Genomic DNA, 16306 nt, shown 5'->3' on the forward strand with positions numbered 1-16306 from the left:
ACTACGTTCCCTTATTTGTGCATAACCGCCTCTTCTGCGCTTCAGAGGGAACTGTGGTCCGCTATTTCATCGTTTTCACCGTGAAAACCGCAGATTTGGATGATATAAGACCCTGTAGTTCCGCTAACAAGCGGAATGGTCCATTTTCGCTCAGATAGCGGATTGTAGTTCCCTTTGCAGCCAGCAGCCGTTGCGAAATGGAACTCTATCTGCGTTCGCGGGGGCCGACGGCTGTCTTCGCCGGCCATAGCTTCGCCAGGACCGGCGCCAGCTTCCGGTCCAGCTCCGGCATCAGCCGCAGCTCAGCGGGGCTGATGCCGCCGCTGCGCAGCAGCGCAAGTCCGTAGACGGCCGCGCCGCCGACTACGCACACCAAAGCGATTGCGCTAGCGCTTAATCGCTCAGGCACGTGCCATGCGGCCACAGCGGGCATGGCCAGCAGCTGCAGCGCTGCGAGGCAGCCGCCCATCAGTCCCACGCCCAGCGCGGGACTGACGGCGTACGGCCGCAGCGCGAAGCGCGCCCCGGTGCTGCGGCGCAGCTGCACCAGATTGAGCCCCGCCGCAGCGGCGTAGGCGATCACCGCGCTCAGCGCGGCGCCGTCGATGCCCCAGCGGGGCATGAGCACCACGTTGCCGAGTGCTTTCAGCAAGATGGCAACGAGCAGGGCCTTCGCCGGCGTATGAATCGCGCCGGCCCCCTGGAGAACGCTGGCGGAGACAGCGTTCAGCGTACTGAACAAGGCCGTGAAGGCCAGCACGGCCATCGTCCAGCTTGCCTCATCACTTTTGTACAGCATCACATTGATAGGCACAGCTGCGAAAGCAAGACCGAATGAAGCGCCAAGCCCAATCAGCCAAGAGAGCCTCACCGCCATCTCCGCTCGGAAGCGCAAGACCTCCAACTCACCCTTGGCCTTCGCCTCCGCCATCGCAGGCACTAGTACCGCTGACATCGAAGAAGCGATCATAACCACAAGCTGAATAAGCGGCAAGCCACGGTTATATAGACCAAATTGCCGCATAGCCTCCCCTTCACTGCCTTGTGCAGCCTCGAGCAACCTAGGCATTGTAAACGTATCAACCAGTGTCAGCAGCGGCACAACAATAGCCCCCAAACAAACAGGAATCGCGTAGGCAGTGATCCGTTTCATGCACTGCCAAGACGTTAGCCGAGCGGCGACCAGACTGTTTACGGTTTGCTGGCTTGTTCTTGTTCTTGCACTCGCACTCGCACTCGCACTCGCACCTGCACCAGCACCTACACCCAAGCCCGCCCGCTCATCCCGCTCCGAACGCATGGCCTTGCGCCAATACACATACATCACGATCAGCCCTGCTGCAGCGCCTGTCACAGAGCCGAACGTTGCCCCTGCAGCGATCCATTCTTCCTCATAAGCCAATGCAACCATGTAGAGCAGAAGAGCGACCATCGTCATGACGCGGATAAGCTGTTCAATGACTTGGGAAACAGCCGTAGGCACCATATTCTGATACCCTTGGAAATAACCGCGCAGCACAGCAAGCACCGGCGATAACAACAAAGCAAAAGATACGCTTCGAATGGCTGATTCCGTCTTGCTGATGCCAATCCAATGCGCAATCTCTCCCGCTCCCCCGTAAAGCAGCAGAAACAAAACAAAGCCAGTTCCCAGCAGCAGAGCTGAGGACACGCGGACTATGCGCTTGGCTTCTTCATGCTCTCCCTGAATGGCCTGTTCAGCCACGAATTTGGAGACAGCAACCGGGAAACCGGCTGTAGCCGCGAAGAGAATTAAAATATAAAGCGGATAGACGGCATTATAGATGCCAAAAGCCGTATCACCCGCTACATTTTGCAGCGGAATCTTTTGCAGAGTACCTAATAATTTCGAAAGCACGGCAGCAGCCCCAAGGATAGCAGCACCTTTCAGCAGCTTCCCGCCGGGTTTACCGACATTCCCCTGGGGTCGCTCTAATGGAACGTGATCCCCCGCGTCGGTTTCCTTCATAACAAGTTCGCCTCAATCCTGATTGATACCTATAGACGTATTATAACGAAATCGGTCATCACAGACAAAAAAAAGCTTCGCTTACAGATGGCGACATCTGAGTAAGGAAGCTTTTGAGTATCTATTTCGCTATTGTTCCATCTGTTTGGCCAAAAATCCAGCAGCTGTTTCGACCATTTTGACTTCCATATTGCCCATTTTGACATTCTCGTCCTTGGAGACCAGAATAACCGATCCAATCGGATCTCCGCCTGCAACGATCGGCGCCGCTACAAAGGAAGAGAACGTTTCATTGGTATCTTTGATGATCTCGAACGTGCCGCTGCTGCTCTCCAATACCGCCTTGCGATTTTCCATACAGGCTTCGATAATCGCCCCTACGGATTTCTCCAAATAGTCTTTCTTAGATCCACCAGCCATGGCAATAATGTTGTCTCGATCAGAGATCATTGCTACATGATTGGTGCTCTCGAATAAGGACTCCGCATACTCCTTGGCAAAGTCGCCAAGCTCGCCGATCGGTGAGTACTTCTTAAGAATCACTTCACCATCGCGGTCAACGAAAATTTCCAAAGGGTCACCTTCGCGAATGCGCAGCGTGCGTCGTATTTCCTTGGGAATTACAACTCTCCCTAAATCATCTATCCGACGGACAATTCCAGTTGCTTTCATACCTCTAGATGCCTCACTTTCCGCTTACGAATTAGATACGACAGGAGCATGAAATCTTGTATACTAGCTCGGGATTTGGGGGGAACTGAAATTCTATCCATAGTATTCTTCACTTCCCAATCTTCTATGCAGTCGCTTCTGCTAAGGGATTCAACTTTATGTAGCTTTGCACCCTGCTGCGATTATCATGTCCAAAAATAACAAATAAAAACAGGATGTCCATAATCGGACATCCTGGTAAGTTCTTACTTTGCAGCAGGACTTGCTGCTGGGCTTGCTGCCGGACTTGCCGCTGGAGCTGGGTTCGCTTCCGCTTTCGGCAAGTTATTCGTTTCAATCAATTTGGGGTATTCTGTTTCTGCAAACTCAGATAGCGATTTTTCTGCCAACTGCGATTTGATTTGTGTTTTCATCGTATCATCCAGTGGCTTCGTGCTTCTGGATTCCACTTTCATAACATGGTACCCGAAAGAGGATTCTACCGGATCGCTAACTGTGTTCAAAGGCAGTGTCATAGTCGCTTGTTTGAACTCAGGCACCCATTGGTTCACATCGGCATCTTTGTACGTACCGCCAGCGTCTTTGGAACCTGGATCATCGGAGTACTCTTTCGCAAGCGCTGCAAAATCGCCCTTATTATCCAATTTGGCTTTCACTTCTTTCGCTCTGGCCAAGGCTTCATCTTTGGTGCGCAGATCTTTTTGCGTTGCCGCATCTTTCAAGGAAATAAGAATATGGCTAACTGTTGCGATATCAAAAGCATGCGCTGCTGCTTGCTCGTTGTAGGCATCTTGAACCGCTTTGTCCGTAATTTTGGTTTCCATGCTGCCCATTGTGTAGAAGCTCATTTTCATCAAGGATTCGATATCTTTCAATTCGATCCCGTTGTCTTTCAACTGCTTGTCCATTCCGCCTTCTTGTTTACCGAAGTAATCCGTAATAGCTTTCATTTGCTCGGTTACTTGCTTGTCTGCATCCGTCTTCACTTTATCGTCTGCCTTGGCGGATAGAACGCGGAAAGTTACCATTTGTTTCAACATGTCTTGTTGAAAAGCAGGATCTGTCATGTATTGCGCCAATTGCGGCGAAAACATTTTGTTCACATTGATGAAGGAGTTAAACTCGGCGCGAGTAATCTTGCCGCCATCCTTATACGTTGCGATCACATCGGCAGGGTTTCCTGTCGTTGCTGGCGCTGCAGTAGTTGCAGAAGGTGAAGCGGAAGCAGTCGCTGTAGCTCCGCCTTCTTTTTTACTACCACATCCGCTTAATACTGAAAATGCCACGACAGCAGCCGCCACGGTCACGATCATTTTTTTGGATAAAAGTCGTTGTTTGCTAGTATGATTTGGCAACATCCTTTAATTCCCCTTTCGTTTTCAAAACATCCTTATATTGTACCAAAAATTTCTCCACCAATTCGATGGAAGCTTCTGGTTTCAAGCCTTTACAGCGAATAACTATTTGCAACTGAGGATCTGCGTTAAGCTTGATACGACCATCAAAGCCTTTGGACAAGGCAATAAGCTTCTGTCCATCCAGCCTGCCATTTTGGTCAATATGCACCTTAATGAGGTAATCTTCCCCTTTTTGGCTGATCGTTTCAATCCGATAATCCGAACCGTACGCTTTCAAACGAGCCACTGACAGTAAGTTGAAGACGGATTGCGGCAGATCACCGAAGCGATCCACGAGCTCATCATGCAGATCCGCGGCTTCTTCCAATGTGCGAATGGCGGCCACTTTTTTGTAAATTTCGATTTTCTGCATGCTGTCGTAGATGTAGTCGGATGGTAAATACGCGTCCAATTGTATATCGATCGAAGTATGCCATTCCGGCTCGGGAATGACCGCTTCTCCATCTATTTCTAGTTTCAGCTTTGCAATTTCTTCAGCTAGCATTTGGGAATATAAATCAAAACCAACCGAGGCAATGAAGCCATGCTGCTCTGCGCCAAGCAAATTGCCAGCGCCGCGAATCGATAAATCCCTCATGGCAATTTTAAAGCCTGAACCAAGTTCTGTAAACTCTTTAATCGCTTGAAGCCGTTTCTCGGCTACTTCGGTCAGCACTTTATCACGCTGATACGTAAAATACGCATAGGCTACGCGGTTGGAACGGCCTACACGGCCCCGCAGCTGGTACAACTGAGAGAGCCCCATTTTATCAGCATCATGCACAATCAGTGTGTTGACGTTCGGAATATCGACACCGGTCTCAATAATACTCGTACTTACGAGCACATCATACTCACCGTCAAGGAAATCCAGAATGGTCTTCTCCAGTTCCTGCTCGCCCATCTGTCCGTGTGCAACGGTCACTCGAGCATCCGGAATCATCATCGAGATCTGGTCAGCCATCTGGGTGATGCCCTGAACGCGGTTGTAGAGATAGTACACCTGACCCTCACGGGCCAGCTCCCTCTCAATCGCTTCCCTTACCAGCGTTGGTCCGTACTCGACCACATAGGTCTGTACCGGGAACCGGTTCTCAGGCGGTGTCTCGATAACCGATAAATCGCGGACACCGAGCATCGACATGTGCAGGGTACGTGGAATCGGCGTCGCCGTCAGCGTGAGCACATCCACATTGGTCTTGAGCCGTTTCAGCTTCTCTTTGTGGGACACACCGAAACGCTGCTCCTCATCGACAATCAGCAAGCCCAAATCCTTGAACTGAACATCCTGCGACAACAGGCGGTGCGTTCCGATTACGACGTCAACCGTGCCTTTTTTAACACCTTTCATAACCTCGGTCTGCTCTTTCTTGGAGCGGAACCGACTCAACACTTTCACATTAAACGGATAGCCGGAGAATCGCTCCCGGAACGTTTCGTAGTGCTGCTGCGCCAGAATCGTCGTTGGCACCAATACAGCAACTTGCTTGCCATCGATGGCCGCCTTGAAGGCTGCACGCACCGCAACCTCTGTTTTGCCGTAGCCAACGTCGCCGCAGAGCAAACGGTCCATCGGACGCGACTTCTCCATATCGACTTTGATCTCTTCAATCGCACGAAGCTGATCCCGTGTTTCGTCATAAGGGAACATCGCTTCGAACTCATTCTGATAGGAGCTGTCTTTGCTGAATCCATAGCCCGTCGTCGCCTGACGCTCGGCATACAACTTGATGAGCTCATCGGCAATATCCTTGACGGATGCGCGCGCCTTGCTCTTCACTCTGGCCCAGTCTGCGCCGCCCAGCTTATAAACCTTAGGCTCCTTCTCTTCGGAACCCACGTACTTCTGGATCAAATCAATCTGGTCGATCGGCACGGAGAGCTTATCGCCGCCTGCGTACATAATGTGCAGGTAATCCTTATGGATACCGCCCACTTCGAGGGTCCCGATGCCTACGTATTTCCCGATCCCATGATTCACGTGAACAACATAGTCGCCGACCTTCAACTCTTGATAGCTTTTGATCCGCTCGGCATTCTCGAGCTTCTTCTCGACTTTGCGAGCTTTGCGCTGCTTCTGCGTGAAGATCTCGCCTTCTGTGATCACAACCAGATGAATCGAGGGCATTTCAAAGCCGGTTTGCAGATTCCCATCGACAATCTCGGGGATTTCGATTTGGTAATCCTGCAGTACCCGCCTCACGCGCTCCGCCCGGTCTTCCCCATTGGCAAGCAGGATCACCTGACTGCCGTTCTTCTTCCACCGCTCCATCTCCGCTTTGAGCAAATTCATTTGTCCGTGAAAGTTTTGCATCACACGGCTAACGAAGTTTACGATATTCTGCGGTTGAATCCCCACCACTTGGCGAAGGAACAACGATAGATATAAGGTCGGGAAAGGCCTGCGATGGAGCAGGGTTTCGTAGGATTTGGACAGCACAAATGCCGGCAAGCTCTTCCCCTCAGTCAGCGCATGCATCATCCACTCTGCCTCATCGCGTTCCAGCTGTTTCGCCGTTTCAAGCAAACGGGCCGGTTCGTCGATAATCAGCACAGCATCCTTAGGCATGTAGTCAATAAGGGTCTGTCTTTCCGTATATAACAGAGAAATATATTTATAAATGCCGGGGAAGGTTTGCCCTTCACGGAGCAGCTCGATATCGTGCCCGATTCCTTCCAGAAGCTTGTCTTTCGATGACCGGTCGGACATCTTCTCCAATTGGGCTTGCAGGAGCTCATAAGCACCCTGAGCCGCTGATTGTAATCGCTTTCTATCCGCTTGAATCTCACGGCACGGAGGGATCGTGATCGACGTCAATTTATCTATTGACCGTTGGTCACTCACATCGAATGTCCGAATAGAGTCTACGTCCACATCAAAAAGCTCAATACGAATCGCATTCTCCGATGTCAACGGGAACAAATCGAGAATACCCCCGCGAACACTCATCTCCCCCTTGGTCTCTACCCGCTCCACGCGCTCGTAACCAAGATTGGATAACGTGCCTAGCAGCTCTTCCAATTGAACCGTATCGCCTACGTTGACCGTAACGCGCGACTCCTCGAAAACTTGCTTAATCGGAAGCAGTCTTCTCACACCTGCGAACGGCGCAATAACAACCCCGCGATAACCACCCGCGAGCTTCGTGAGAACGTCAATACGCTGCGCCAGCATCTCCGGGCTTGAAGCCGCTTCTTCGGCCGTCAAAAGCTCTTGAGATGGATAGAGCAGCACTTCATCCGTGGATAAACATTCTAGTAAATCCTCCGCTATTTTTTGAGCGGCAAACATATTATGAGTAACAATGAATAGCGGGCGATTCAGATCTCGGGTGAGTGTTGCAATCATCACCTGCTTAGAGGAGCCGGTAAGTCCGGCAACGAGCTGCTCTCTCATCTCGGACCTGATGCCTGTCACGATCGTTTGAAAGTCGGTATCCGCAGAAAAAGCTTGAATTAAAGCTTGCAAACAAGTACACTCCTCTCACAAAAAGAAGCCTTGGCACGCTTGCCTCGGCTATTAACTCTTTATCTTCTTGAATTTTATTGCAACGGACTGGCCAGCAGGGAAAGCTCCGGGTTCGCTTCTAACGCTTCACGACAGTAGTCGCAAACAACCCTAACCGTAACATCTCCATTCGTGTTATACGATATTATATCTCTACGCTCATCGGGGGTCAAGAAATGGAAACCTAACTGCTGTTCCGTAATCTCATGCTGATTAATTTCCCCTACGAAGGTATGACAATGCCTGCAAATATACTTAATCATATATGTATGCCTCCTTCACTTATTCGATTACATCCTAGTATGACCATTCTTCGGATAAATTAGCCGAATGTGCCATTGGCATTTTCGAATAAGGAACTTGCATACAATGAGTTTGAAGCGACCCAGCCGCCTTTATTTATTAAATTTCCCCATCGTCTTCTCAAAGGATTCTTCCAAACTGAACAGCATCGCTTCACAGGTAAGATCAAGCACGTCATCGATCGACTTCATCTCTTCTTTGGAGAAGTTCGATAAGACATAATCAGCAATATTGTAACCTGGTGCCGGTCTGTTCACACCTATGCGAATCCGATTGAAACTCTGCGTTCCCGCATGTTGAATGATCGATTTAATCCCATTGTGGCCACCTGGACTTCCTTGATAACGGAGCCGTATCTGACCGAAAGAGGTGTCCATATCATCATAAATGATCGTCACATCTTCCAGCTTCGCTTTGTAGAAATCCAGGAAGGCTCTCATCGACTCGCCGGACAAATTCATATAGGTCATCGGCTTCAGTAAATACACCTTCGTGCCATTCACATTGCCTTCGCCAAGAAGCCCTTTGCCTTTATTTTGAAAAGAAGAGATTCCCCATTTGGCAGCAAAACGGTCGATGGCCATGAAACCGACATTATGCCGGTTCAGCTCATATTGTTTACCCGGGTTACCCAGTCCAATAAAACATTTCATCTTCTTCTAAGTCCTCCTAGATCTAATCAGGCTTTAACGTTATTCAAATCCAACAATTGCGGGTGAATCGGTGAATATGTATGTAAACGGTCAAAAGCTTACCAGCAATCTGCATTACCAAGATCATCTGAATGCCGTTATTCCCGTCCAAGTATACTATCAAAATCACCATAAGGATATAGGCTTCATCGAAATTTACAGCCCGCATTTCGTCAAAATAAATCATACATTTTATAATCGAAAAACACACGTTTTTCTTTCACGGCCTGGATATTAAACGCTTTCAGTAGGCAAACAAAAGATACCCCCGCTCATCAAGCAGGGGTACCTTCTTCTCGCTAGTCTGCTACACCGGCTGTCCGGCCGTAGCCGCTTCATTCGATGTCTCTGCTTCACCGATTCTTTCCTCGTTGTTGGCCGCCTGCGGCTCCTCAGTTTCCTTCTGCGGCGCTAGCACGGTAAGTATTAAATCATTGGCATCCGATTTCACTTCAATGCCTGCAGGAACAGAAATTTGATTCACCAGCATGTTCTCCCCGAGACCAACACCGGTAATATCAACCTTGATGGAACTAGGGATCTGACTTGGCAAACAGCGAATTTCCAGCTCATGCATTTGAATTTGCAGAATCCCGCCTTCTTTGGCACCCTCCGCTTCGCCGACGAAATCAAGGGAGACCACCGTCTTGACCGGCTCATCCATATTAATTTGGTGGAAATCAATATGCAGCAGTTGGAGATTCAGCGGATTGCGCTGGATCTCATTGATCATCACAGGCTGTCTGCCGCCGCCATCCGGCAAATCCAGATCGATAATTGCGTGCGGATTGCGCTGGAGCAGCGCAGTTAATTCCTTTTGATCAACGGTAATGACCGTAGCAGCCACTTTCTTGCCATACACGACAGCAGGAACTCTGCCTTTCAGCCGCAGCTGTTTAATATCTGATTTGGTAACGTCCTTGCGCGCTTCAGCTTTTAACGAAAATGCCATAAGAAAAAGAACCTCCTAAGGGTTTTGCTCGGCGCCCTCACTTTCATAAGGGATCCTGAGTGGGGCATAGCTAATGCATAGCGTACCCAACCTTAAGAAGTTCCATCCAAAATTTGCTGCCATTTGTACAAAATGCCGCTGCTTACTCTTTACTGCTTTTATTGGCTTTCTTTGCCTTCATGCGGGATTTAATTTTGTCCGCATAGCCAGGCTTATTAGTTTGACGCTCACGGGCAATCGCCAGATCGCCGTCTGGCACAGCATGCGTAATTGTAGAGCCAGCAACGACATAAGCGCCATTGCCAATTTTCACAGGAGCAATCAAATTCACATTGCTGCCCACGAAAGCATCATCGCCGATTTCCGTTAAGCTCTTATTGAAACCATCGTAATTGACGGTGATAGCGCCGCAACCGATGTTAACATTCGTGCCTACAACCGCATCGCCTACGTAGCTTAAGTGAGAGACTTTGCTGCCATCGCCAAGCGTCGCGTTCTTAATCTCTACGAAATCGCCGATTTTCACTTGTTTCCCGATAATAGCGCCCGGTCGAAGATAAGCGAAAGGACCGACACTAGCTTCATTATCTACGAATGCATCCTGAAGAACGGACTGCTTGATCGTCACTTCATCCTTCACGACGGAGTCGATGATTTCCGTTTGCGGTCCAATCGTACATGCCTCGCCAATGATTGTGTTTCCACGCAGAATCGTCCCCGGCAGCAGCACCGTGTCAGCCCCAATCGTCACACCCACCTCGATGTAGGTGTTGGACGGATCAATAATCGTCACCCCACCCAGCATATGTTCCCGGTTGATGCGCTCTTTGAACAAACGCTCAGCCTCAGCAAGCGCCACACGATCATTAACACCAATAGATTCTGCCGCATCAACCATGCAATAACCTTGAACAACCTCACTAGCGCTCTTCAGAATGCCAATAACATCTGTCAAATAGTATTCGTTCTGCGTGTTGCTGTTCGTTACGGAAGCCAGCGCCTTGAACAACTTCTGATTATCGAAAATATACGTGCCCGTATTGATCTCCTGAACCGCCGCTTCCTCGCTGTTGCAGTCTTTCTGCTCAACGATGCGTGTTACTTGGCCGTCTTCACCGCGAATGATACGTCCGTAGCCTTGCGGCTCATCGAGCTTCGCAGTCAGAATCGTCGCCGCCGCACCTGATTGTTGATGCAGCTCAATCGTGCTTCGCAGCGTCGCTGCCGAGATCAGAGGGGTGTCCCCGCAAATAACAACGGTCATCCCTTCCTCTTCACCCAACGCCTCCTTCGCTTGAAGGACGGCATGCCCCGTACCTAACTGCTGCTCCTGCAGCGCGTAGTCCGCGAGGTCTCCTAGATAGCCCTTGACCTCTTCCGCTCCAAATCCAACAATCACCAATGTTTTTGTAACTTCTATATGCTTCAGCGTATCTACAACATGCCCCACCATCGGTTTACCCACGACAGGATGAAGCACCTTGTAGAGCTTCGATTTCATCCGTTTCCCTTGTCCTGCTGCTAATACAATCGCCATTAGCTTCAACGAATATTCAACTCCCTTATTCGAAATTGTTCCCCTATTTTATGTTGATGAATGATAATCAGTTCATGACCAAATATAGCATCAATACGCCCCAAAAGAAAAGAGAGCCGGGAAGGCTCTCTCAATAATTGACATTATGCACCTTCTTCTATTACCTCTTCCTCAACAGCTGCACGATCATATTCAGCTAAAACGGCTGCTTGAATTTTCTCGCGTGTTGTGGAAGAAATGGGATGGGCGATATCACGAAACTCCCCATCTGGTGTCCGTTTGCTAGGCATAGCCACGAACATTCCGTTATTCCCATCGATGACACGTATGTCGTGTACGACGAATTCGTTATCAATGGTAATGGAAGCAATCGCCTTCATCCTCCCCTCGGAGTTAACCCGGCGGAGTCTTACATCTGTAATTTGCACTTGTGTTCACCACCTTTTTCCATCTCTGAGACTTGGGTGATATATTCCACATCGTCATGCAAATTCCTTCTTCTTTTTTTGAAATTTTCGATAATTTTATACAATCTTAATGTTAATGTTAAAATTCGACAGGAATCACAGCAATTAACTCAATTTCGACAAAAACATCGCGTGGCAATCGGGCCACTTCAACCGTTGATCGAGCTGGTTTATGATCTCCAAAATAGAAACCATAGATCTCATTCAGCTCTGCAAACTGATTCATGTCTTTAAGAAAAACAGTCGCTTTTACAACTTGATCCAAAGAGGAGCCCGCTGCCTCAAGCACGCCTTTCAAATTCGCGAACACCTGATGCGCTTGTTCCTTGATGCCGCCTTCTACGATCTGTCCGTCCAAACCAAGTGGGATCTGCCCCGAAGTGAAGAGCAGGTTGCCCAGCTTCACAGCTTGGGAATAAGGTCCGATGGCAGCAGGCGCTGCCGACGTTGAAATCAATTCCATCGTTTACGCATCTCCTTTTTTACTTTCTTTACTGTCAAAGTAATTACCTGGCTCTACCGTGATCTGCTTTGTTTTGGAATCTACGCCATACAGGCGAGCTAGGGAAACATATTGATCCACTAAGTGCTCCTCGGCTTCACAGGACTCCATGAAGACACCAACCCCTTGAACAGAAGCTTTGAACTCCGCCAACAAATCCATCATCCCGTGGATCGTACCGCCCACATGCATGAAATCATCGATAATTAGTACTTTGGATTCTTCTTTCAAAGCTCGTCTTGCGAGCGACATCGTTTGAATCCGTTTGTTCGATCCGGACACATAGTTGATACTAACCGCCGATCCCTCTGTCACTCTGCTATCCCTGCGAACAACAACAACGGGAAGGTTCATATAAGTAGCCGTCGCGTAAGCGAGCGGAATGCCTTTCGTCTCTACAGTCATAATGACGTCAATGTCACGACCAGCGAATGCCGATGCGAATGTTTTGCCGATTTCATTCAAATATTGGGGCTGCCCCATAATATCAGACATATACAAATAACCGCCAGGAAGAATCCGCTCTGGCTGCTGCAATTGCAAGCAAAGATTTTGAATAAATTTGAGTGAGGTTTCCTTTGGCACCTTCGGTGAAAACTTCACCCCGCCAGCTGCTCCGGCAAGCGTATTCAGTTCACCCAAGCCCTCTTCCTCGAACACTTCTTTAATAATCGCCAAATCTTCGCTAATGGAAGACTTAGCTGAGTTGTAACGCTCGGCAAAAGTCGTTAAAGGGATTAACGAGTGGGGGCGAAACAACAAATATTGTGTCATTTCAACCAGCCTAGCGCTCCTTTTCAACTTTTTCATCGCACTACCCCCCATAAATCCGAATATTATAAAGAAAATATACCACTTTTATACGTATTTATTCAAGCTTCTCATGAAAATTATATTGACACAAATATGACACAGATGTGACATTTCAACTTTAGGCAGCGGCTCACCCGAAGAACTCCCCTGCAAGAGGAAAACCGGCTTAACCGCCCTGAGAGATCAGCCTCTTAAGGGTTTATGACCTGTTAAAGGGAACTGTAGGACGCTATTTAGGCAAAAAGCAGGGATGCGAGGGGCATAGCGGAACTACAGGGCCTTATTTCCACGAAAAGCACTAAATTTCGCTTGAAACAGCAAAATAGCGTACTGTAGTTCCCTCAACCTCGCGATACGGACACTTTTGCTAGAATAGCGCACTGTAGTTCCCTTACCTCCGGGGAGGTGGAGTAACTCCGCATTCACTTCAAAACATATAAACACTTAGAATTTAAAAAAGAGCCCTGTTAAAGGGCTCCCTCTGCTTCCGCAGCATTTTACGTCAACATCCGCACCGCATAGACATCCTTACAGAATCCACGTAGGCCATTATAAATCCTCGGCACCTTAGCTTCCTTCGAGACAAGCCCGAATACCGTTGGCCCGCTGCCCGACATCAGCACTCCGTCAGCCCCAAGCCGCTGCATGCACTCCTTGAGATGTCTGACCTCTGGGTACAGATCCAGCGTCACTTCCTCCAGCACATTGCCTAGGTTTCCGCAGAGCTGGTCGAACTGCTTGTTGCGAATAGCGCTCAGCACATTGGCCGTAGAAGGATGACTTTTGATCTCACGCGCATTCAACTTCCCATAAATCTCCGAAGTAGACACATTGATCGGCGGTTTCGCCAAGACAACCCAGCACTGCGGCGGGGAGGCCATGTGTTCCAGCTTCTCCCCACGGCCTGTGGCCAAAGCCGTCCCTCCCGTTACACAGAAAGGCACATCCGAACCAAGCTCCGCACCAAGCACTCGGAGCTCTTCCATCGGAATATTCAAGTTCCATAGTCGATTCAAGCCCCGGAGCGTCGCCGCCGCATCACTGCTCCCCCCAGCCAAACCCGCTGCCACAGGGATCTGCTTGTCCAAGTGGATATAGACGCCTTGCTTGACGTCATAGCGATCCTTAATCAGACGCGCCGCCTGGAAGGCCAAATTCTTCTCATCAAGCGGAATATAGCCTGCTTGGCTTGAGATGATAATCGTATCGCGCGCAAGCTCCTGCATTTCGATCCGATCCGCCAGGTCGACCATCGTCATCACCATCTCAACCTCATGGTAGCCGTCTGCTCTTTTATGTAAAACATCAAGGGATAAATTTATTTTCGCCGGTGCTTTCTCAAAAATCTTCATACGATCACCTTCTTTTGCTCGATTGCCGTTAAAATATTATAACAAAAGCGCAAAAAAAAAGCTAAAGCAATTGCTTTAGCCGTCAGTTAGGGCGTTGTTCATACGGAGACGCTTGCCCAGAGCCCGTATTTTGCGGATTAAACGCCACGGAATACGGCTGATTCACATAAGTCGATGGCATAAAACCAGCTTGTTGCTGATTCATTGGTTGGTTGGAATTTGACTGGTTGTACATTGGTTGGTTGTATGTGGGCTGGTTATATGTGACTTGACTATATCCCGAATGGCTGTATGTCGCTTGGTTATACGTTGGTTGGCTATAAGCCTGCTGATTGTAACTGGATGAGCTGACAGACGGCGATGAAGCCGAGTGCTGCTTCGCCAAATGCTCCTGCGCGATTTGGATAGCACGTTTCACCATATTCCCCGCATCCTTCGTTCGAATGCCTTCCCAACCTTCACGCTGAACCACATCATAAAACCCGAGATCCTTGGCCAACTCATATTTGAAATTTTCTGACATCACACCTCTTCTGCGACCCATACCTTTAACCTCCTTTGTTTAATCCATTCCTCTGAAAGTAGGTTTAGTATGCCCAAGAGAAGAAGGTCCATACAAATGCAAAAACAGACCCTCAGGTCTGCTCATATAGGAAACTATTTAAGCTAATGTTGGATATAGGTGATACGAACTTGGCCATCATCGTTACATACCGTAACTTCTACGGATTCAGTAAGAATATCGGCGTAGCTGTAAGACACTCGTTTAAAGGCATGAGATTCTTGGTCTAATTTCACAATAAATACAGAAGGGTAGGTTTCTTCTAAAACACCGGAACGTTCGACAGTCTTACGACGGCCACCATTCGCTCTCAACATGATCTTCTGCCCAACGTGGGGCTCCAAACTGCGTTTGATCTCCAACAGCGCATTTTTTGCCATTGTCAACTACCACCTCTTTCCTTGTTAATTATAACCCATTCAGACAGGCATGTCAAACAGGGGCAAATATTATATCAGCACCACAATCCTGTTGTCAACGGCATTTTCACCTAATTTCTGAATTCCCCATCTTACAGGTTGTCTCCAAAGTTCGCAAATTATTCACACTTTTCCAATAAAAAAGAACACCTACTCCGTCATCCCCTCCTAAGAGTTGAATAACAAGCAGGTGTTATATCTCAGACCGATCAGCGGGCTCGCTCGTCTCTCGATCCGCTCTTCAGCATAATGCCTAAGCATGTTCTTCCGAATGCGCATGCATGATCCCTGGAATGCCCATGCGGTAGCTCCCTCTCGTCTCTACGCCGCCTAATCCATCGAGGCCTGTCACCGTCAAATCGACAATATCCAACATCGAGATCGTGTCCTTCACTGAGGTATACGAGAGTTTGGCTGCAATACAAAGCGGATCCAAGGCATGAATGAGGATGCGTGCCGGAGAACTGGCGAAGTTCGCCCCAGCCCTCAGAAGAGCCTCAAAATGAGACTGGCAAGCCCCAGCAACAATAATCATCGAGTCCAGGTTGCGTTCATACTGCCTAGCTATCTGGACTGCGTTCACGAAGTTCTGAGAATTCTTATAGCTGCCAAGATTGCCGGGGCCTCCACTTTTGCGATGCTTAAGTATGCCGTCATGGCCAGTAATCACAACAATGTTCGGTTTAATCTGCGGCAGCAGCCTGTGCAGGGCCTCAGCCATTTGCGATTCAGGAATATAGAAGCCCTCCGCGGGTATGCGCAGCTCCCCATAGATCTGCATGCTTTTGCGCAAATAGGTCGGATCGCCATCGAGATGCAGCACTTTACCCGGAACTTCAAAGTAGCTGATTTCCGCTTTCTGTTTATGGGGGAGGGAGAGTTGATTTTTCTCCTGCAATTGCATTTGGGCTACCGCCAACCGCCGCAGCGACTCGCGAAATTCAGGTGAACTCGATCGCGGATGATCCATCGCTTCCGCCGGATTCGATATCGTGAGGTCAACTAAAGGCGCATCCGCAAGTAATCGGTAGTCCACACCGCGCAGAACAGCTTTGAGCTGCTCAATGCGCTCAATCTTAAACATGACGTCTCCGCCATAGGATTTACGGGTAACAAAGTCTCCTTGCCTCATCGCAGAAA

Annotated in this window: 14 protein-coding genes and 1 pseudogene; all 15 read right to left on the minus strand. The window is 49.0% G+C overall.

The window, feature by feature from the left end; genetic code table 11:
* Nucleotides 1-205: 205 nt before the first annotated feature.
* The 15 genes and pseudogenes from IEY34_RS25880 to yabG all read right to left on the minus strand — a co-directional run bounded on the left by IEY34_RS25880 (nt 206) and on the right by yabG (nt 16298).
* Nucleotides 206-1990 carry a putative polysaccharide biosynthesis protein gene (locus IEY34_RS25880; RefSeq protein ID WP_189017071.1) on the minus strand — a complete coding sequence of 595 codons (1785 nt, stop codon included), beginning with the start codon at nt 1988-1990 and terminating at the stop codon, nt 206-208.
* A 129-nt stretch (nt 1991-2119) separates the two neighbouring features.
* Entirely contained in the window at nt 2120-2662 is a 543-nt protein-coding gene (spoVT, locus tag IEY34_RS25885) for a stage V sporulation protein T (protein ID WP_189017074.1), read from the minus strand.
* Between the two features lie 245 nt (nt 2663-2907).
* The gene (locus IEY34_RS25890; protein ID WP_189017077.1) at nt 2908-4020 is read right to left on the minus strand and encodes a peptidylprolyl isomerase; all 1113 of its coding nucleotides are present in this window, start codon (nt 4018-4020) and stop codon (nt 2908-2910) included.
* Nucleotides 4001-7528, minus strand: coding sequence for a transcription-repair coupling factor (gene mfd, locus IEY34_RS25895; RefSeq protein ID WP_189017080.1), 3528 nt, complete (start codon nt 7526-7528; stop codon nt 4001-4003). Before mfd ends, IEY34_RS25890 begins: the two co-directional genes overlap by 20 nt.
* A 74-nt stretch (nt 7529-7602) precedes the next feature.
* Entirely contained in the window at nt 7603-7830 is a 228-nt protein-coding gene (fin, locus tag IEY34_RS25900) for an anti-sigma-F factor Fin (protein WP_189017083.1), read from the minus strand.
* A gap of 132 nt (nt 7831-7962) precedes the next feature.
* Entirely contained in the window at nt 7963-8523 is a 561-nt protein-coding gene (gene pth / locus IEY34_RS25905) for an aminoacyl-tRNA hydrolase (RefSeq protein ID WP_189017086.1), read from the minus strand.
* Nucleotides 8524-8869: 346 nt separating this feature from the next.
* On the minus strand, nt 8870-9514 hold the full coding sequence (locus tag IEY34_RS25910) for a 50S ribosomal protein L25 (protein WP_189017088.1): 645 nt from the start codon (nt 9512-9514) through the stop codon (nt 8870-8872).
* A gap of 142 nt (nt 9515-9656) precedes the next feature.
* Nucleotides 9657-11060: a bifunctional UDP-N-acetylglucosamine diphosphorylase/glucosamine-1-phosphate N-acetyltransferase GlmU gene (glmU, locus tag IEY34_RS25915; protein ID WP_308423052.1), complete on the minus strand. Its 1404-nt coding sequence runs from the start codon at nt 11058-11060 to the stop codon at nt 9657-9659.
* A gap of 134 nt (nt 11061-11194) precedes the next feature.
* Nucleotides 11195-11479, minus strand: coding sequence for a septation regulator SpoVG (gene spoVG, locus IEY34_RS25920; protein WP_028557369.1), 285 nt, complete (start codon nt 11477-11479; stop codon nt 11195-11197).
* A 118-nt stretch (nt 11480-11597) separates the two neighbouring features.
* Nucleotides 11598-11981, minus strand: coding sequence for a RidA family protein (locus IEY34_RS25925; protein WP_189017090.1), 384 nt, complete (start codon nt 11979-11981; stop codon nt 11598-11600).
* A 3-nt stretch (nt 11982-11984) separates the two neighbouring features.
* A complete protein-coding gene (purR, locus tag IEY34_RS25930; RefSeq protein WP_189017092.1) occupies nt 11985-12830 on the minus strand; it encodes a pur operon repressor in 846 nt (281 codons plus the stop codon).
* A 500-nt stretch (nt 12831-13330) separates the two neighbouring features.
* The gene (gene ispE, locus IEY34_RS25935; RefSeq protein ID WP_189017094.1) at nt 13331-14185 is read right to left on the minus strand and encodes a 4-(cytidine 5'-diphospho)-2-C-methyl-D-erythritol kinase; all 855 of its coding nucleotides are present in this window, start codon (nt 14183-14185) and stop codon (nt 13331-13333) included.
* Between the two features lie 370 nt (nt 14186-14555).
* Nucleotides 14556-14729: pseudogene (locus IEY34_RS25940) on the minus strand (small, acid-soluble spore protein, alpha/beta type); the annotation flags it as partial.
* A gap of 122 nt (nt 14730-14851) precedes the next feature.
* The gene (gene veg / locus IEY34_RS25945) at nt 14852-15127 is read right to left on the minus strand and encodes a biofilm formation stimulator Veg (protein WP_028557365.1); all 276 of its coding nucleotides are present in this window, start codon (nt 15125-15127) and stop codon (nt 14852-14854) included.
* A gap of 292 nt (nt 15128-15419) precedes the next feature.
* Nucleotides 15420-16298, minus strand: a complete 879-nt coding sequence (yabG, locus tag IEY34_RS25950; RefSeq protein WP_189017096.1) for a sporulation peptidase YabG — start codon at nt 16296-16298, stop codon at nt 15420-15422.
* Nucleotides 16299-16306: the final 8 nt, after the last annotated feature.

Origin of the sequence: Paenibacillus marchantiophytorum, from assembly GCF_014640555.1 — a bacterium.
Taxonomy (GTDB): Bacteria; Bacillota; Bacilli; order Paenibacillales; family NBRC-103111; genus Paenibacillus_E; species Paenibacillus_E marchantiophytorum.